At 63.0% G+C, this 18,543-nt stretch carries 14 protein-coding genes; 8 read left to right on the forward strand and 6 right to left on the reverse strand.

Translation table 11 applies throughout. The annotated features are described in order from the left end of the window. From H621_RS26700 to H621_RS0100030, 6 genes are all read right to left on the reverse strand, one after another. Positions 1-394, reverse strand: a 394-nt coding sequence (locus H621_RS26700; protein WP_036989271.1) for a toxin VasX, incomplete at its 3' end; no start/stop codon positions are given. A 165-nt stretch (positions 395-559) separates the two neighbouring features. Further along, positions 560-1,246, reverse strand: a complete 687-nt coding sequence (locus tag H621_RS0100010; RefSeq protein ID WP_028941403.1) for a GntR family transcriptional regulator — start codon at positions 1,244-1,246, stop codon at positions 560-562. Between the two features lie 16 nt (positions 1,247-1,262). Beyond that, positions 1,263-1,967, reverse strand: a complete 705-nt coding sequence (locus H621_RS0100015) for a FadR/GntR family transcriptional regulator (RefSeq protein ID WP_028941404.1) — start codon at positions 1,965-1,967, stop codon at positions 1,263-1,265. A gap of 68 nt (positions 1,968-2,035) precedes the next feature. After that, entirely contained in the window at positions 2,036-3,346 is a 1,311-nt protein-coding gene (locus H621_RS0100020) for a C4-dicarboxylate transporter DctA (protein WP_028941405.1), read from the reverse strand. Positions 3,347-5,152: 1,806 nt separating this feature from the next. Beyond that, on the reverse strand, positions 5,153-5,698 hold the full coding sequence (locus tag H621_RS0100025; RefSeq protein ID WP_028941406.1) for a C40 family peptidase: 546 nt from the start codon (positions 5,696-5,698) through the stop codon (positions 5,153-5,155). 573 nt (positions 5,699-6,271) lie between these two features. Beyond that, entirely contained in the window at positions 6,272-7,024 is a 753-nt protein-coding gene (locus H621_RS0100030; protein ID WP_028941407.1) for a carbonic anhydrase, read from the reverse strand. A 298-nt stretch (positions 7,025-7,322) separates the two neighbouring features. On the opposite strand from H621_RS0100030, the gene H621_RS0100035 reads away from it, so the two are divergent. The 8 genes from H621_RS0100035 (at position 7,323) to H621_RS0100070 (ending at position 18,523) form a co-directional block, all read left to right on the forward strand. Beyond that, positions 7,323-8,888: a methyl-accepting chemotaxis protein gene (locus tag H621_RS0100035; RefSeq protein ID WP_028941408.1), complete on the forward strand. Its 1,566-nt coding sequence runs from the start codon at positions 7,323-7,325 to the stop codon at positions 8,886-8,888. A gap of 22 nt (positions 8,889-8,910) precedes the next feature. Further along, the gene (locus H621_RS0100040) at positions 8,911-10,608 is read left to right on the forward strand and encodes a putative bifunctional diguanylate cyclase/phosphodiesterase (protein WP_028941409.1); all 1,698 of its coding nucleotides are present in this window, start codon (positions 8,911-8,913) and stop codon (positions 10,606-10,608) included. Between the two features lie 115 nt (positions 10,609-10,723). After that, a complete protein-coding gene (gene kdpF, locus H621_RS26705; protein WP_036989274.1) occupies positions 10,724-10,813 on the forward strand; it encodes a K(+)-transporting ATPase subunit F in 90 nt (29 codons plus the stop codon). An 8-nt stretch (positions 10,814-10,821) separates the two neighbouring features. Then, the gene (kdpA, locus tag H621_RS0100050; RefSeq protein ID WP_028941410.1) at positions 10,822-12,516 is read left to right on the forward strand and encodes a potassium-transporting ATPase subunit KdpA; all 1,695 of its coding nucleotides are present in this window, start codon (positions 10,822-10,824) and stop codon (positions 12,514-12,516) included. Between the two features lie 10 nt (positions 12,517-12,526). Beyond that, positions 12,527-14,581: a potassium-transporting ATPase subunit KdpB gene (gene kdpB, locus H621_RS0100055; protein WP_028941411.1), complete on the forward strand. Its 2,055-nt coding sequence runs from the start codon at positions 12,527-12,529 to the stop codon at positions 14,579-14,581. 16 nt (positions 14,582-14,597) lie between these two features. Continuing rightward, positions 14,598-15,158, forward strand: coding sequence for a potassium-transporting ATPase subunit KdpC (gene kdpC, locus H621_RS0100060; protein WP_028941412.1), 561 nt, complete (start codon positions 14,598-14,600; stop codon positions 15,156-15,158). Between the two features lie 9 nt (positions 15,159-15,167). Continuing rightward, positions 15,168-17,828, forward strand: coding sequence for a sensor histidine kinase (locus H621_RS0100065; protein WP_036989275.1), 2,661 nt, complete (start codon positions 15,168-15,170; stop codon positions 17,826-17,828). Continuing rightward, positions 17,825-18,523, forward strand: coding sequence for a response regulator (locus H621_RS0100070; RefSeq protein ID WP_028941414.1), 699 nt, complete (start codon positions 17,825-17,827; stop codon positions 18,521-18,523). Before H621_RS0100065 ends, H621_RS0100070 begins: the two co-directional genes overlap by 4 nt. Positions 18,524-18,543 lie beyond the last annotated feature (20 nt).

Consider the following 18,543-nt stretch of genomic DNA (forward strand, 5'->3'; position numbering starts at 1 on the left):
CATCCTGGGCACTGAAGGCCGGGGGTGGTGGGGCATGGGGGAGGCCGGGCTCGGTCAGGGACAGCAAGCCGTTGGCGGCGATGCGGTAGGGCGGGTGCCAGGTGTAGCGGCCGGTGGTCTTGCGTTTTTCGAGGACATAGAGAAAGCCCTCGCGCAGGGTGCGGATGGCATAGCTGGCGTGCTGCAGTTCGCCGACCTGGTGCGGGTGGTGCAGGTGCGCTGGCAGCTCGGGCAGTTGCTGGCGCTGGCCGTGGTTGCCACCGACGACGGCGTAGCGCAGGGGCAGGAGGGTGAAAGTGCGGGTGCAGGTGACGGCGGGGCTGTTGTCGAAGGGTTCGCTCAGCTGTTCACAGAACTTGCGATTGATGGCGAAGATTTCATCCAGGCTGAACATGAGGCGTCCTTGAGCATGCGTGGCACAAGGCACGAACCTTAAACGGCAGGGCGGGGGCAAGTCGTTCCTGGGTGATCCTAAAACTGCGTGGGAAATTTCACTTTATCGTAGAGCGCTGCTGATCAGCTGTCGGCCAGCAGCGTACGTTTCACTTTCCAAATGCCTTCAACTGCCCAACTCCAACTTCGCCTCAATATGATCCAGATGTTCATGCATCAACGCCAACGCTTCTTCTCCATCCCCTTTCTCCAGTGCATCAATGAGCGCCGCATGTTCCTGCCAGGCGCAGTGGCTGCACGGGCGGCTTTCATACTGGGCAATGATCAGCGACGTCTGTGGCACCAGGCCGTTGAGAAAACGGGTCAGGGGCGCATTGTTGGCGATTTCCGCCAGCTTCAGATGGAACTCGCCACCCAGGCGGATCGCGGTGCAGCGCTGGCCTTGTTCATGGCTCTGCCGCTCGCGGGCAACCAGTTCGCGCAACTGGCGGACTTTGGCCGGTCGCGAACGTTGCACGGCAAGGGTGATCAGGGTGGTTTCGGCCAGGCGCCGGGCGCTGAGGATCTGCCGTGCCTGTTGCGGGTCGGGGGCTGCCAGGTGCGCTGTGTGGCTGGGGCGCTGGACGATCACCTGCTGGTCGCACAACCGGCCCAGGACACGACGGATTACCGTGCGGCTGACGCCGAACGCATCGCCCAGTGCCTGCTCGGGCAGGGCGCTGCCGGGGGCCAGGCGCTGTTCGAGGATGGCGTCGAACAGGCGCGGGTAGATCTGCTCGGCCGACAGGCGCACTTCGCCGTGGGCGAGCAGCGGTGGCAAGGTGGTCACAGGGGCTTGGGCGCTGGCTGTCATCACTGCTCTCCTGAGGTCAGTTGCCCGGGTGTTCGTCCGGGATGTTCAGTTCGATACCCATGCGCCGGCCTTCCTGGAGGATGTGGTGGCGCATCTGCGCGCTGGCCTGGGCGCTGTTCTTGTTACGTATGGCACGTACTACTGCTTCGTTTTCTTCCAGTCGCGCGGCCAGGTGCTCGGGCGAGTTGCGCAGTACACCGGCGCTTTGCTTGAGGGCATTGCTGGTTTGTTGCACCACGTTCTGGAAGATCGGGTTGGCGGTCAGGGTAAACAGCTCTTCGTGGAAGGCGATGTAGGCGTTGACACCCGCTTCGCTGTCTTCGGCTTCAAGTGCTTCGCGCATGTCCATCAGCGTCAGGCGCAACTGGCCGATTTCCTTGCTGCTGATGGACTGGGCTACCAGGCCGACAATGAATGGCTCCAGGGTGTAGCGCAGTTGCAGTACGTCTTCGAGGCTGGCTTCGGCCACGGCGTTCTGGGCCTGCATCGGCTCGACGCTGCCGGGTTCGAGCACCAGCACGCCTTTGCCGGGCAGCGAGCGCACCAGGCCCAGGGTTTCCAGCACGGTGACCGCTTCGCGCAGGCTCGGGCGGCTGATGCCCAGTTGCTCGGCCAGTTCGCGCTGGCCCGGGAGCATGTCGCCCGAACGCCATTGGCCACGATCCAGGGCCTGGCGCAGTTTTTCTACCACGGAGTTGACGACGGTGGATGAGCTGATCACGGTTCACTCCCTGAGATCGATTGCATGTTGTGCTCCTGGGGCCGGCACCGTAGTGCCGGCCCGGTCACTCAAAACTCTTGTTGGTGGGCGGTCGGGGCCTTGCGCTGGGCAAAGCTGAAGCCCTGTTTGCCGGCCAGTACATTGTTGGCCCGCTCCATGTCGATATCGCCTTCCCAGCGGCCGATGGCTACGGTGGCCACGCAATTGCCGATCAGGTTGGTCAGCGCCCGGCCGATGCCCATGAACCAGTCCACGGCCAGCACCAGCACCAGGCCGACCACCGGAATCGCGGGGATGGCGGTCAGGGTCGCGGCAAGGATTACCAGGGCAGAGCCGGGAATCCCGTGGGCACCTTTGGAGGTAATCAGGGAGACCAGCAGGATGGTCAACAGGTCGGTCATGGCCAATGGTGTACCGGTGGCATTGGCGATAAAGACGATGGCCAGGGTCAGGTAGATCGAGAAGCCGTCGAGGTTAAACGAATAACCGGTGGGAATCACCAGGCCGACGGTGGAGTTTCCGATGCCCAAATGCTCCAGCTTGCGCATGATTTGTGGCAGCACGGCGTCGGACGAAGCCGTGCCCAGGACGATGGTCAGTTCTTCGCGCAGGTACTTGATGAACGGCAGGATACGCAGGCCTGACACGCGCATCACCGTGCCCAGGATCAGCAGCACGAAACCCATGCAGGTCAGGTAGAACAGCGCCACCAGGCCACCCAGGTGCTGCAGCGATTCCAGGCCATATTTGCTGGTGGTAAAGGCGATGGCGCCGAACACGCCCAGTGGCGCCAGGCGCACGATCATGCCCATGATGCGAAATATTACGTGGCTCAGTTCGTTGATCAGCCGCGAGATGCCCGAGGCGGCTTCACCCACCAGGTTCAGCGCACTGCCAAACAGCACCGAGAACAGCAGCACTTGAAGGATGTTGTTGTCGGCAAAGGCGCCTACTACCGAGGTGGGTATCAGGTCCATGAGGAAGGCGGCGGTGCCGTGGATATGCTGGCCGCGCTCGGCCAGGTTGCCGGCTTCGGCGGCTGACAGTTGGTCCAGGTGAATGTTGGCACCGCTGCCGATGCCGGAGGTAAAGGCGAACACCAGGCCGATGACCAGGGCAATGGTGGTGAGGATTTCAAAGTAGATCACCGATTTGAGGCCGATCCGCCCGACCTTCTTCAGGTCACCCGCACCGGAAATACCGCTGACCACCACGCAGAACACGATCAGGCCGATGAGCATCTTGATCAGCTTGATAAAGCCGTCGCCCAAGGGTTTGAGCTGCAGGGAAACTTCGGGAAAGCTGAGGCCGCAGGCAATGCCTAACGCGAGGCCCAGCACTACTTGGAGGAAGATCGAACGCGAGCACCATTTGAGCATGGGAGGGATCTCTGATCGGTGTCCTTGCTTCGATCACCGGGGGAAGGCGAAAGAGCGGAGGACTTAATTATTGTGGTCTTACCGGTATGTCCAGTGCGAGGCCAGTTTAGGCGCGGATTTTCTGGATTGGCAAGGGATTCTTCGTCAGAAGCAACTGGTCAGAGGCTGTTTCTATGGGAATCAGTTGTTTACAGGCGCGTTCGCACACCTGAAAGGATTCCTGATCGCTGTCGTTCGCGTCCCTAGCGGCGTGGGGGGGCGGTATCTCCGGACATTCCAGCTGGTAAGACCGGTTAGTCCGGCTGTTGAATGCCGGCTGGAGAGGCTGCCCAGCAGCGGGCCGGCCTGTGGATAGCCATCGGCGCATACGGCGTTCTCTTCGCTTTCGTCTGATGCAGCCATGGCTCCGTGCGGGCGATTCATTTTGAACATTCCCGATTAGAAAGACTGATCTTTCTAGTTGTGCTCGTTTACACATAAGTACAGAGAATTAGGACTAATCCCATGTCGCCCACGGCAGACTTTGCTTAGCTTCCTCGCTTGTCGTTCAGTACTTTATTCACTTGGCAAGCAGTGGTGGATGAGTATCGGCGCGCAAGGATTTCGAACTAACGGCCCCTGGGTTGCAAAAGGATGTTGTTATGGATGTCGTTGTTGTTCAATCACGTGCACACGTCTCAGGCGAGCAGATGGGTAATATTGACTTCGCTATTAGACTTTTCTGCGACGAAATATTGAGGCCAGGAATGCTAGTGGGTCAGCGTTGGACTCTAAATGTTTTGACTACTTGGTCGCGAATTTCGCTGAGCGTTGGAGTGCCCACCCTTATTCGGCAATCCATTGCTTATGCAATGGAATCCGCTTTCTCGCGTCACGCCATTTCCTCCTCGGCCCGTGCTGTCATGGGTGGCACGTTCGGAGCACTACCCGTCGCGTTGACCATAGCGGGCGGAATTCGAGATGAAGTCAATCACACGGCTACCCGCGCCACGAGAACAGGACGAGTATTGGGGGGTATTGGAAGCCTCATAGCACTGGCGGGCGCGCAGGCGACGGGAACACTGGCTCGAGGCGCATCTACTCTTATTTCGGCGCAGCTGTACTGCGTCTTGCGGGACATTGTTGAGATGTATGTCAGGCAGTCTGACAATAATAATGGACTGTCTCTACCTGCGGTGGGTGTGTCAGCGGCAGCCTACGGAGTCAATCAATTGGCGGGAGGTATGCTCTCGGGTGCTGTGGCGTCTCCTGCCGGTGCCAGCGCCGCCTCAATTGGGACCTTTCAATGGCGGAACGAGTTAATACGTAGCGCGATCAATTCTGTCGGCGAGATGATAGATGATATGACGCTGCGGGCAACGCAACATACAATTGAGCAACGGTCTATTCCTCGCGGGCTTCGTACGGGCTTAGAAGTAGGGCTCGATTTCAACCGGGCCACCGCTGTAGACTTTTCCAGTCGAGCCACCAGTAGAATGCCCGGACGTCTGATGTTATTTAGTACTGTCATCATGGGGTCGTACGCCCTAGATTCACTCCTTCCACAGAATGGGGAGTTGTCCAAAAATTGGATCGACTTCCTCAGTAATCTATTTGTGGCCGCTATCCTCGCTGCGGGATATTCACTATTTGTCTGCCATCTTATGCAACAACGTCCGCCTGCCTCGTCAATCGAGGACGGTCGCCGCTCCCCATCAACGTCTACCAGTGAGGGTGATGCATGATGATTGATCGCGTCTGGCTCGCTCTCGCACCGCTGGCTCGGTGGTGCCGTTGCCGACTGAAGTTCTGTGGGGTGTACCTGCGTTACCGGCGCCGGGTTTTCGGCGTGACCGGGGCGTCGTGAAAGCGCTTGGCGACGACATAGTTCTTGTTCCAGTAGCTGTTGTTCAGTGAGTCGATGCGGATCGACTTGCCGGTCCTGGGCGAATGGATAAAACGATTGCCGCCGATGTAGATCCCGACGTGGCCTACGGCACTGCGGCCGTTATGACTGAAGAACACGGCGTCGCCGCGAGTGAGTTTATGTCGCGGGACTTTTTGCGCCTTTGAATTGAGCATCGAGCGGGTGGTGCGCGGCAGATGAATACCGGCCTCGCTGCGAAACAGGTACACCAGCAGGCCGCTGCAATCGAAGCCGGTACTGACCGAGCTGCCGCCAAAGCGGTACGGCGTACCGATCAGTTGATGGGCTCGCTTGACTACCTTGTCGATGCGCTTGGGACTGGCGCCGGCGGATGTTGCCATGGGCTTGGCAGGGGCGGCCTTCTTGCGGGTTTCTGGTGCAGGGTTGGCCAGGGTGAGATTGGCAAACAGGCAGCTTGCGGCAATCAGGAAAAAGAGCTTGGACACAATGCATACCGATGTAGCGAAACAAACAGCCGCGAGGGTAGAGCGTGCGTCCTTGGATAAAAATCAGATTCGTCTGACTTCTGAAGGCGAGCTCAAGAGCCTGATTCTGAAAGCACGAATCATCCTTCTTGAACCACGACCGCTGCGCGGCCGATCGCAGGCTGTCGCCAGCGGCTACACGGCAGTCCGTAGTCGCTGCCGAGGAGCGAGGCTGCGATCGACTGCGCAGCAGTCGCCAGGAGGGAGGGGCGGTGCGGAGTATCGACTTGTCCCGCGAGAGGCCAATACATCCAGCAAATCCGGTGTTGCCTGGAATACGACCGCTGCGCGGCCGATCGCAGGCTGTCGCCAGCGGCTACACGGCAGTCCGTAGTCGCTGCCGAGGAGCGAGGCTGCGATCGACTGCGCAGCAGTCGCCAGGAGGGAGGGGCGGTGCGGAGTATCGACTTGTCCCGCGAGAGGCCAATACATCCAGCAAATCCGGTGTTGCCTGGAATACGACCGCTGTGCGGCCGATCGCAGGCAAGTCCGGCTCCCACAGCGTCTGTGCAAGTCAGTTGCTCCTGCCGTTGTTCATGACAGCAACTGCACCTGACCGCTCTGCAGCGTGTAGAGGCCCCCGACAATTTTCAGCTTGCCCTGGCTTACCGCCTCACTCAGCACCGCTGAGCGGGCGGTAAGGTTATGCACGGTCTCGCGCACATTCTGCTCGATTGCATTGTTGAGCAGGTCACCCGGCGCCTTGATGACCTTTTCCACAGCCGGGCGGATAGCGTCGGCCAGGCTCTGGATCTGTCCGGGAAACCGCGCGCCGTCCTTGACCGCCTTGACCCCGGCTGCCACCGCACCACAGCTTTCATGCCCCAGCACCATTACCAGTGGGGTGCCCAGCACCGCCACCGCGTATTCAAGGCTGGCCAGTCCATCGGTGGTGACGAAGTTGCCAGCAATGCGCACGGCGAACAGATCGCCGCGACCGGTATCGAACGCGTACTCCGGGGCAATGCGTGAATCTGCACAGCCCAGCACCGCAGCGTAGGGGTTCTGGCCGCCGGCCAGGGCCTCGCGTTCGGACAAGAAATCGTGGCGCTTGGCCACCCCCTGGATGTAGCGGGTGTTGCCCGCCATCAAGCGCTCCAGCGCCTGGTCAGGGTCCAGCTGGTTTTGTGGTTTGGGTACCTGGGGGGCGGGGCCGGCCAATGCGGCGCCGGCAGGCAACAGGCTGGTAAGCATTGCGGCGCTGGCGCCTAGCCCGGCAAGGCGCAGGAAGTGACGTCGTTCGGGTACTGCCGGTTGTTGTTCTTGGGCATCGCAGGGTTTGCACATTCGACGTTCTCTGGTTGGCATCGTACAGCGCTGGATTCTTGAGATCGGCAGGCGCGGGGTCCATAGGACATGTCCTGAAATCCGAACGAATCAGGGACAGAACTTGTCCGTGCCGACCACTAAATCTACTTAATAATCAACCAGTTATTGAATGCCATTAGCATTTGGTCGCTATGATTTCAATAACTATTTGTTACAGAAATATGATGTAATTAGTAGGGTTATTTAATCGATCAGTTAAAAACAGTGGCCAGGGCCCGGACGTGCTGCTTGTTGCTGCTATAAAGGGAGTTTCATCGTGCGCTTCAACCTGCCGGTCACCTCGGTCGAACAGACGTTCGGCGAGGATCAACGGCTCATTTCTGCCACCGATACCGCTAGCAACATCACCTACTGCAATGCCGAGTTCGCCGCCATGAGTGGTTTCAGTCAGGCGGAACTGATCGGCAGCCCACACAACCTGGTACGCCACCCTGACATGCCGCCAGCTGTATTCCAGCAGATGTGGCAGTACCTCAAGGCTGGCCAAAGTTGGATGGGCATCGTCAAGAACCGCTGCAAGAACGGCAACTTCTACTGGGTCAGTGCGTATGTCACGCCGATCCTGGAAGGTGGCCGGGTGGTGGGCTATGAGTCGGTGCGGGTCAAGCCGACGCGCGATCAGGTGCGCCGTGCCGAAGCACTGTACGCCCGTTTGCGCGAAGGCAAGCCTGCGGTCTCGGCCACACGTCGCATGGCCCAGTTCGGGCAGGTGCTGGGCGTGCCGCTGCTTGCCGGGGGCGCCGCCCTTGCGGCCCAGCAGTGGCTACCCGGCTGGCCCGCCCATGGCATCACGCTGGGGCTGTTTGGCCTGGTCGGCCTGTGGGCCCACCAGCGCATGGGTCAGCAATTGGCGCAGATCGCCCGCTGCTCCAGCAACACCTTTGCCGACCCGGTTGTGGCGCTGACCTACAGTGATGCGCTGGGCCCTATGGCCCAGTTGCAGATGATCCTGATCAGTGAAGAAGCGCGGCTCAAGACTGCACTGACGCGCCTGAGCGACCTGGCCGTGCAGATGAGCGAGGCGGCGGGTGACTCCAGCCGTCTGTCGCGCCATACCGAGTCGGCGCTGCTGGATCAGCGCGCCGAGACCGACATGACCGCCGCGGCGATGACCGAGATGGCCGCCTCGATTGCCGAGGTCGCGCGTCATGTACACGAGACCGCGGGCCAAGCCCACACGGCCAACCAATTGGCCGGGCAGGGCAATGACGTGGTGGGCACCACCCGTGACGCGATCCAGTTGCTGGCCAGCACGGTCAGCCAGATCAATCAGGCGGTAACCCACCTGGCCGGGCAGACCGAGGACATTTCGGTCGCCGCCGAAGTGATCCGCTCGATTGCCGACCAGACCAACCTGCTGGCGCTCAATGCCGCCATCGAAGCGGCCCGTGCCGGCGAGCAGGGGCGCGGGTTCGCCGTGGTGGCCGATGAGGTGCGCGCGCTGGCCGGCAAGACCCGTCAATCGACGCTACAGATCCAGGGCATCATCGAGAGCCTGCGGGCTGGCGCGGTCGATGCGGTGAACATCGCAAGCCTGGGTATCGACGAGGCCGAACAAGGCGTCGCCCGGGTACTTGAGGCGCAGCAGGCACTGCTGGGCATTCGTGCGGCGGTCGAGCACATCAGCGACATGAGCCAGCAGATGGCTGCTGCCGCCGAGGAGCAGTCGTCGGTGGCCGAGTCGGTGTCCGAGCAAATCAACACCGTGGCAGGGACCGTGCAGCACACCGCACAGAACGCCAATGCCGCCGCCACCCGCGGGGCAGAACTGGAACACATTTCCATGGGCCTGCGTGCCCTGGTCGAGCGATTCAACCGCTGACGCGAAGGGTAACGAGCGTTTCATGGATGACAACTACCGTGCGGCCGTCGATGCGGCCGCGATTTTTTCCGAAACCGACCTGAGCGGTCGGATCACTTACGTCAACGAGCAGTTCTGCAGCATCTCCGGCTACAGCCGCGAAGAGTTGCTGGGGGCCAATCACCGCATTCTCAATTCGGGCCTGCACGATCGGGACTTTTTCGACGGCATGTGGCGGGCCCTGGTCGCCGGCAAGGTCTGGAAAGGCGAGATCTGCAACCGCGCCAAGGACGGCTCGCTGTACTGGGTCGACAGCACCATGGTGCCGCTGATCGACCCGGCCAGCGGCATGGTGCGCAAGTACGTGTCGATCCGCTTCGACGTCACCGAGAAGCGCCAGTTGCTGCACACACTGCAGTGGCGCGTGGGGCATGACGTGCTGACCGGCTTGCCCAATCGCGCCTACCTCTCCGACCTGCTCAACCAGGCGTTGGCGTTCTCCCGTCGCGAAGGCATCGCCCTGGCGGTGTGCATGCTCGACCTGGACGGCTTCAAGGCGGTCAATGACGGCTACGGCCATGCCAGTGGTGACGTGCTGCTGGTGGAGGTGGCCAAGCGCCTCAAGGGCATCCTGCGCGGTGAAGATGCAGTGGCGCGGCTTTCGGGCGACGAGTTCGTACTGATTCTGCGCCATGTGCAACACCCGTCGGCGCTGCAGGCGGCGCTGGACCGGGTACTCAAGGCGATTGCCGCGCCGTATTCGATCCGTGACCAGGAGGTGAGTGTCAGCGCCAGTATCGGCGTCACCCTGTTTCCCCTCGACAACGAAGACGCCGACACCCTGGTGCGTCACGCCGATCAGGCGCTGTACGTGGCCAAGCAGAGCGGACGTAACCGTTACCACCTGTTCGATGTGTCGCTGGACCGCGAGGTCAAGGCCACGCACCAGACCGTGGAGCGGGTGCGCCAGGCGCTGGTCAAAGGCGAGCTGCGTTTGCACTATCAGCCCAAGGTGAACATGCGCAGCGGCCAGGTGCTGGGTTTCGAGGCCTTGCTGCGTTGGCAGCATCCGGCCGAAGGGCTGGTGGCACCGGGTGAGTTTCTGCCGCTGGTGGAGCAGACCGACCTGATCGTCGAGATCGGCGAGTGGGTGATTGCCCAGGCCCTGGAGCAGATGCAGCGTTGGCAGCAGCTCGGACATGTGTGGCCAGTGAGTGTGAACATTGCCGCTCGACACGTTCAGCGCAGCGATTTTGTCGAGCGCCTCAAGCGCCTGCTGGCGAGTTCCCCGAGCGTGGCGCCACAGATGCTCGACCTGGAAATCGTCGAGTCGGTGGCCATCGAGAATATCCAGCGGGTCAGCCAGTGCCTGGAGGCCTGCAAGCAGCTGGGCGTGCAGTTCTCGCTGGATGACTTCGGCACCGGTTACTCGTCGCTCAGTTACCTCAAGCGCCTGCCCACCCGCACCATCAAGATCGACAAGTCATTCGTGCGCGACATCCTTCACGACCATGACGACCTGGCCCTGACCCGCGCGGTGATCGGCCTGGCCCGCGCTTTTGGTCGCCAGGTAATCGCCGAGGGGCTGGAGACACTGGAGCATGGCCAGTTGCTGATGGGGCTGGGCTGCGATGTCGCCCAGGGCTATGGCATTGCCCGGCCGATGCCGGCCGAGGCAGTCATCAACTGGGCCCTGCATTACGTGCAGCCGGCACAGTGGCGGGCACTGGCGGGGCATTGAAGGCGGTCTTTACACATTCTTTATGGGTTCAAGCCGGTCCCGGTCTCGCACCTTTACAGCACCTCTTCGGACAATGACCGTCAGCGGCAAAACGCCGTAAGGACGGAGAGATTCGATGAGCATTCTGGACGGGGTGTCGCTGCTGCTGGCAGTGGCGTTGATGATCTACCTGATGGTCGCGCTGCTGCGCGCCGACCGGAGCTAGGAGCGGCCATGCACAGTTACGATTACGCGTTGCTGCTGGCGTTCTTTGCGCTGGTGCTGGTACCGGCGCCCTGGCTCGGGCGCTTTTACTACCAGGTGATGGAAGGCCAGCGCACCTGGCTGTCGCCGCTGCTGGGGCCGGTGGAGCGGGGCTGTTACCGCCTGGCCGGGGTAAATGCGGAGGCCGAGCAGGGCTGGAAGCAGTACACCCTGGCCTTGCTGGCGTTCAACCTGGCGGGCTTTGTGCTGGTGTTCGCCGTGCTGCTGTTGCAAGGCTACCTGCCGCTCAACCCGCAGCACCTGCCGGGCCAGGAATGGTCACTGGCGTTCAACACGGCGGTGAGTTTTGTCACCAACACCAACTGGCAGGCCTACAGCGGCGAAGCCTCGGTGAGCTACCTGAGCCAGATGATCGGCCTGACCGTGCAGAACTTCGTCAGTGCCGCCACCGGCCTTGCCGTGCTGGTGGCGCTGTGCCGGGGCATCGCCCGGCGCTCGGCGCAGACCCTGGGCAACTTCTGGGTCGACATGACCCGCGCCACCCTCTATGGACTGCTGCCGCTGTGCCTGCTGCTGGCGCTGTTGCTGGTGTGGCAGGGCGTGCCGCAAACCTTCGGTCATTACGTTCAGGCCCTGACCCTGCAAGGTGCCGACCAGACCATCCCTCTGGGGCCAGCGGCCAGCCAGATCGCCATCAAGCAACTGGGAACCAACGGCGGTGGTTTCTTCGGCGTCAACTCGGCGCACCCGTTCGAGAACCCGACGGCCTGGAGCAATCTGTTTGAAATGGCCTCGATCATCCTGATTCCGGCGGCGCTGGTGTTTACCTTCGGCCACTACGTCAAAGACCTGCGCCAGAGCCGCGCGATCATCGCCTGCATGCTGGCGCTGTTCCTGATCGGTGGCGCGACTGCACTGTGGTCGGAATATCAGGTCAACCCGAGCCTGAATAACCCGCAGGTGGAGCAGGCCGCGCCGCTCGAAGGCAAGGAGATGCGCCTGGGCACCACCGCCAGTGTGCTGTGGACGGTGACCACCACCGCGGCTTCCAATGGTTCGGTCAATAACATGCACGACAGCCTCAACCCCATCAGCGGCATGGTCGCGCTGGTCAACATGATGGTTGGCGAGGTGATTTTCGGCGGCGTGGGGGCAGGGCTCTACGGCATGTTGCTCAACGTGCTGGTCGCGGTGTTCCTGGCTGGCCTGATGATCGGCCGCACGCCGGAATACCTGGGCAAGAAGCTTCAGGCACGGGAGGTGCAACTGCTGGTGGCCACCTTGCTGGTGATGCCGGTGGGGGTTCTGGTGCTCGGCGCCCTGGCGGCCAGCCTGCCGGGTCCTGCGGCGGCGGTGACCAACCCTGGTGCCCATGGCTTCAGCCAGTTGCTGTACGCCTACACCTCGGCCAGTGCCAACAACGGTTCGGCCTTTGCCGGCTTCGGTGCCAACACCACCTTCCACAACCTGATGCTTGGCCTGGGCATGTTGATCGGCCGTTTCGGCTACATCCTGCCGGTGCTGGCGTTGGCGGGCAGCCTGGCGATGAAAAAGGCCGCGCCGGTGGGCGAGAACAGCTTCCCCACCCACGGCCCGCTGTTCGCCACCTTGCTGGTGGTGACCATCCTGCTGATTGGCGGCCTGACCTTTTTGCCGGCCCTGGCCCTGGGCCCGGTTACCGAACACCTGAGCCTGGGTTTCTGAGGAGCGAATCATGAATATGCCGATTCCTGAAGTGAAAGCAGCCCCGGCCTCTGCGGCACCCACCACCTTTGCCGCGCTATGGCGCCCGGCGCTGGTGCAGGCCTTTGTCAAACTCGATCCGCGTCAACTGAAGCGCTCGCCGGTGATGCTGGTGGTGGAGCTGACCGCGCTCTTCACCACCGTGCTGTGCCTGGTGCCCGACAACAATGTGCCCACGGCGGTGGCGGTGCAGATTGCCCTGTGGCTGTGGTTCACGGTGTTGTTCGCCAACTTTGCCGAAGCCTTGGCCGAAGGTCGTGGCAAGGCCCGCGCCGACAGCCTCAAGGCCGGTAGCCAGGGCCTCAGCGCGCGGCGCCGTAACCCTTCGGGCGGTTTCGAGGTGGTGCCTGCGACCAGCCTGCGCAAGGACGATGTGGTCAAGGTCATGGCCGGCGAGATGATCCCCGGTGACGGCGAGGTGCTCGAAGGTATTGCGGCGGTCAACGAAGCGGCGATTACCGGTGAATCCGCTCCGGTGATCCGCGAGTCCGGCGGCGATCGTTCGGCGGTCACCGGCAACACCCGGCTGGTGTCCGACTGGTTGCTGGTCCGCATCACCAGCAACCCGGGCGAGTCGACCCTGGACCGCATGATCGCCCTGGTCGAGGGCGCCAAGCGCCAGAAGACCCCCAACGAAGTTGCCCTGGACATCCTGCTGATCGGCCTCACGCTGATCTTCCTGGTGGTCGTGGTGACCTTGCAGCCCTTCGCCCACTTTGCCGGCGGCAGCCTGCCGCTGGTGTTTCTGGTGGCGCTGCTGGTGACCTTGATCCCCACTACCATTGGCGGCTTGCTGTCGGCCATCGGCATTGCCGGCATGGACCGCCTGGTGCGCCTGAATGTAATCGCCCGCTCCGGTCGTGCAGTGGAAGCGGCCGGTGACGTGCATGTGCTGATGCTCGACAAGACCGGCACCATTACCTTTGGCAACCGCCGTTGCAGTGCTTTGCATGCCGCCCCCGGAGTCACCAGCAAGGAGCTGGGCGAGGGTGCCTTGCTGGCTTCGCTGGCAGACGACACCGCTGAAGGCAAGTCGATTGTCGAGTACCTGCGCCAGCTGCATGACTTCGACGAGCCCGCTGCGGATCAACTGACGCCCGTGGCCTTCACTGCCGAGACCCGGTTGTCGGGTGTCGACTACCAGCAGCGCCGCTTTCGCAAGGGCGCGGTGGACTCGGTGCTGGCCTTCGTGGGGATGCAGCGCCTGGAGATGCCAGCAGCGTTGTCCCGCGAAGTGGACAAGATCGCCCAGAGCGGCGGTACGCCGTTGCTGGTGTGTGTCGACAAGCGCCTGCTGGGGGTGATCCACCTCAAGGACGTGGTCAAGCCTGGCATTCGCGAGCGCTTTGCCGAGCTGCGCAAGCTCGGGATCCGTACCGTGATGGTCACCGGCGACAACCCGTTGACGGCTGCCGCCATTGCCGCCGAAGCCGGTGTCGATGATGTGCTGGCCGAGGCTACGCCCGAGCGCAAACTGGCGCGCATTCGCCAGGAGCAGAACGACGGACGCCTGGTGGCGATGTGCGGCGACGGCGCCAACGACGCCCCGGCCCTGGCCCAGGCCGATGTCGGCATGGCCATGAACGATGGCACCCAGGCCGCCCGCGAGGCCGCCAACATGGTCGACCTGGACAGCGACCCGACCAAGCTGCTGGCCGTGGTGCAGGTGGGCAAGGAGCTGCTGGTGACCCGTGGTGCGCTGACTACCTTTTCGATCGCCAACGACGTGGCCAAGTACTTCGCCATCCTGCCGGCGCTGTTCGCGGCGATCTACCCGCAGCTGGGCGTGCTCAACCTGATGCACTTGAGCAGCCCGCAGAGCGCGATTCTCTCGGCCATTGTGTTCAACGCGCTGATCATCGTCGTGTTGATTCCCCTGGCGCTGCGCGGGGTGCGCGTGCAGGCGGCCAGCGCTGCGCACCTGCTGCGCCGCAACCTGCTGATCTACGGGCTGGGCGGGCTGATCGTGCCGTTTGCCGGGATCAAGTTGATCGACCTGCTGCTCACCGCTTTGCACCTGGTCTGAGACCAAGGAGATGACCATGACAACTTACGTTCGTCCGGCCTTGAGCCTGATCCTGCTGATGACCCTGATCACCGGCGCGGTGTACCCGCTAGTGGTTACCGGGGTGGCCCAGGTGGCTTTCCCCGAGCAAGCCAACGGCAGCCTGCTGCGCGATGACCAGGGCCAGGTACGCGGCTCGCGCTTGATCGCCCAGGCGTTCACTGGCGATGCCTGGTTCCACCCGCGGCCTTCGGCGGCGGATTACGCCACCGTGGCCAGTGGTGCCAGCAACCTGGCGCCGAGCAACCCGGCGCTGGCCCAGCGTATCGCCGACAGCGCTGCGCAGCAGTATGTCGAGCAGCAGGGGGCAGTGCCGCTGGACCTGTTGACCACCTCCGGCAGCGGCCTGGACCCGCATTTGTCACCCGCTGCCGTGGCCTATCAGCTGCCGCGCGTGGCGGCGGCGCGGCAGGTTGCCACACAGTCCTTGCAAGCCCTGGTAGAGCAGTCCACCCTGCAGCCATTGATCGGTCCGCCGGTGGTCAATGTGCTGACCTTGAACGCAGCCCTCGAACGGCTCGCCCCGGTTTCGAAATAAGGAAGAGCAGTGAGCGATAGCAACTCCGAACGCGCCGATGCGTTGTTGGCGGGATTGCCGCGCGAAGGGCGCGGCCGACTCAAAGTGTTCCTCGGGGCGGCGCCTGGCGTCGGCAAGACCTACGCCATGCTGCAGGCCGCCCATGCCCAGGTGCGCCAGGGCGTGCAGGTGCTGGCGGGGGTGGTCGAAACCCATGGCCGGGCCGAAACCGAAGCCTTGCTGGCGGGGCTTGCGCAGCAACCGCTGGTGCGCTCGGAGTACCGTGGCGTGCAGCTGGAAGAAATGGACCTCGACGGCTTGCTCAAGGCCGCGCCGCACCTGGCGCTGGTCGATGAACTGGCCCACAGCAATGCCCCCGGAAGCCGTCACGCCAAACGCTGGCAGGACGTGCAGGAGCTTTTGGCTGCAGGCATCGACGTGTTCACCACGGTCAACGTCCAGCACCTGGAAAGCCTCAATGACCAGGTGCGCGGCATAACCGGTGTGCAGGTGCGCGAAACCCTGCCTGACTGGGTGCTGCAGGAAGCCTTCGAGCTGGTGCTGATCGACCTGCCGCCGCGGGAACTGCTTGAGCGCCTGCGCGAGGGCAAGGTCTATGTGCCCGAACAGGCGCGCGCCGCCATCGATGCGTTTTTCAGCCAGACCAACCTGACCGCCTTGCGCGAACTGGCCATGCAGACCGCCGCTGCCCAGGTCGATGCCGATCTTGCCCACGGCTATCGCCAGTTGGGCCAGGATGCCCCGGCCTTGCGCGGGCGCTTGCTGGTTGGCGTGGATGGCGACGCCCAGGCCGAACGCCTGGTGCGCCATGCCTGCCGCGTGGCGCAGCGGCGGCATTTGCCCTGGAGCCTGGTGCATGTCGATAACGGCAAGCTGCGTGATGAAACCGCTCGCCAGCGTCTGCAAGCGGCCCAGCAATTGGCCGAGCGCCTGGGCGGCGAAGTAGTGCTGCTGCGTGCCGGTGAAGTGGCCAAGACCCTGATCCAGCATGCCCTGGAACGGCGTGCCAACCTGGTGCTGGTGGGGCAGTCGCGTGATCGCCTGCGCCGACGCTTGTTCGGCGCGGGCGTGGCCACGCGGTTGCTGCGTGAAGCCCATGGCCTGGAAATCAACGTACTGGACCGCGACGACAAACCCGGGCCGCCCAGTGCGGTAGCGAAAAAGGCCTGGGTGTGGCGCCATTACCTGTTGGCCCTGGTGGCCACGCTGCTGGCAACTGGCCTGGCCTGGGGGGTGGCCAGCGTGCTGGCGCTGCCGAACATCTCCCTGGTGTTTCTTGCCGCGGTGCTGCTGGTAGCGGTGCGCAGCAGCCTGGGGCCGGCATTGGCCTGTGCGGTGATGTCGTTCCTGGCCTATGACTTCTTGTTCATTCCGCCGAATTTCTCGTTCAGCATCCAGCGTGAAGAAGACGTGCTGACCTCGCTGTTCTTCCTGCTCATGGCCGCACTCACCGGGAACCTCGCTGCCCGTCAGCGTCGGCAGTTGCAGGCGCTGCGCGAAACCCAGGAACAGACCAACCAACTGCTGGAACTGTCGCGAAAGCTCACTGCCGCCACCGACCGCCAGGCGGTGTTCAATGCCGCCGGACAGCACCTCGATGGTTGGCACGAATTCAAGGTCTGCCTGCTTGAGCGCGGTGCCGACGGACGCTTGCAGGTGGCCAGCGGCGACAGTCCGCAGTTCAGCGACAACGAGCGTGCCGCGGCGGATTGGGCCTGGCAGCACGATCAGGCAGCGGGGCTGGGTAGCGATACGTTGCCCAATGGTCGATGGTGGTGGTGGCCACTGTCGGTAGACGAATCGCCGCTGGCGCTGCTGGGCGTGCGCCCGCGGCAGGGCCAGAACCTGACGCCTCAACGGCGGCGTTTGCTCAAGGCCTTGAGCCAGCCACTGGCCCAGGCGCTGGCCCGGGCGCGCCTGGCAGAGCAACTGGAGGCGGCACGCTTGCATGGCGAAACCGAGCAGTTGCGCAGCGCTTTGCTGGCGTCGGTGTCCCATGACTTGCGCACGCCTCTGACGGCCATGCGCGGCAGTATCGACAGCCTGCTGGCCCTTGGCGATGCGATCCCCCAGGCCGATCGGAAAGAACTGCTCGAAGGCACGCGCGATGAAGCCGAACGCCTGGATCGTTACATCCAGAACCTGCTGGACATGACACGCCTGGGGCACGGCGGGCTGAAACTGGCCCGTGACTGGGTGGCACCGACCGATATCGTCGGCAGCGCGCTCAATCGTCTGCGTGTGGTGCTGGCGCCGTTGCAGTTGACCACCGAGGTGCCGGAGGGCTTGCCGTTGTTGTTTGTACACGCTGCGCTGATCGAGCAGGCGTTGGTCAATGTCCTCGAGAACGCCGCGCGCTTTTCGCCTGCCAATGGCCGCCTGGTGTTGCAGGTTGCGGCGGTTGATGAACAACTGCATTTTGCTGTCAGCGATGAAGGGCCGGGCATTCCACTGGTAGACCGGGAGAAGATTTTCGACATGTTCTACACCGCCGCGCGTGGCGACCGAGGTGGGCAGGGCACCGGGCTGGGCCTGGCGATCTGCCAGGGCATGATCGGTGCCCACGGCGGGCATATTCGTGTGGAGGAGGGTATCGATGGCCGTGGCACCTGCATCACATTATGCTTGCCGCTTCCCACCCAGCCCGAGCCTGAAAGCGAAGCCCCATGAGCCAGATCGCCACCCTGCTGGTCATCGACGATGAACCTCAGATCCGCAAGTTCCTGCGCATCAGCCTGAGTTCCCAGGGCTACAAGGTGCTGGAGGCGGCGACCGGTGCCGAAGGCCTGGCCCAGGCGGCGCTGAGCCGGCCGGACCTTGTGGTGCTCGACCTTGGCCTGCCGGACATGGACGGCCAGCAGGTGCTGCGCGAACTGCGCGAGTGGAGCGCGGTACCGGTGTTGGTGTTGTCGGTGCGGGCCAGTGAAATCCAGAAGGTCGAGGCACTGGACAACGGTGCCAACGACTATGTCACCAAGCCATTCGGTATTCAGGAGTTTTTGGCGCGGGTGCGGGCGTTGTTGCGTCAGGTGCCGCAGGGCGCAGCCCCCCACGTGGCGCCGAGCTTTGGTCCGTTGACGGTGGACCTGGCCTTTCGCAAAGTCACCCTCGATGGCGTTGAAATTGCCCTGACGCGCAAGGAGTACGCCTTGCTGGCGCAACTGGCCACGCATCCTGGCCGGGTGATTACCCAGCAGCAACTGCTCAAGGACATCTGGGGGCCGACCCATGTCGATGACAGCCACTACCTGCGCATCGTCGTGGCGCATGTGCGGCAGAAGCTGGGAGATGATCCTACGGCGCCGCGCTTCATCATCACCGAACCGGGGGTGGGGTATCGGTTGGTGGGGCCGGAGGCGGGGTAATGGTTTTCGCGGGGCACGCC

Source organism: Pseudomonas vranovensis DSM 16006 (assembly GCF_000425805.1).
Taxonomy (GTDB): Bacteria; Pseudomonadota; Gammaproteobacteria; order Pseudomonadales; family Pseudomonadaceae; genus Aquipseudomonas; species Aquipseudomonas vranovensis.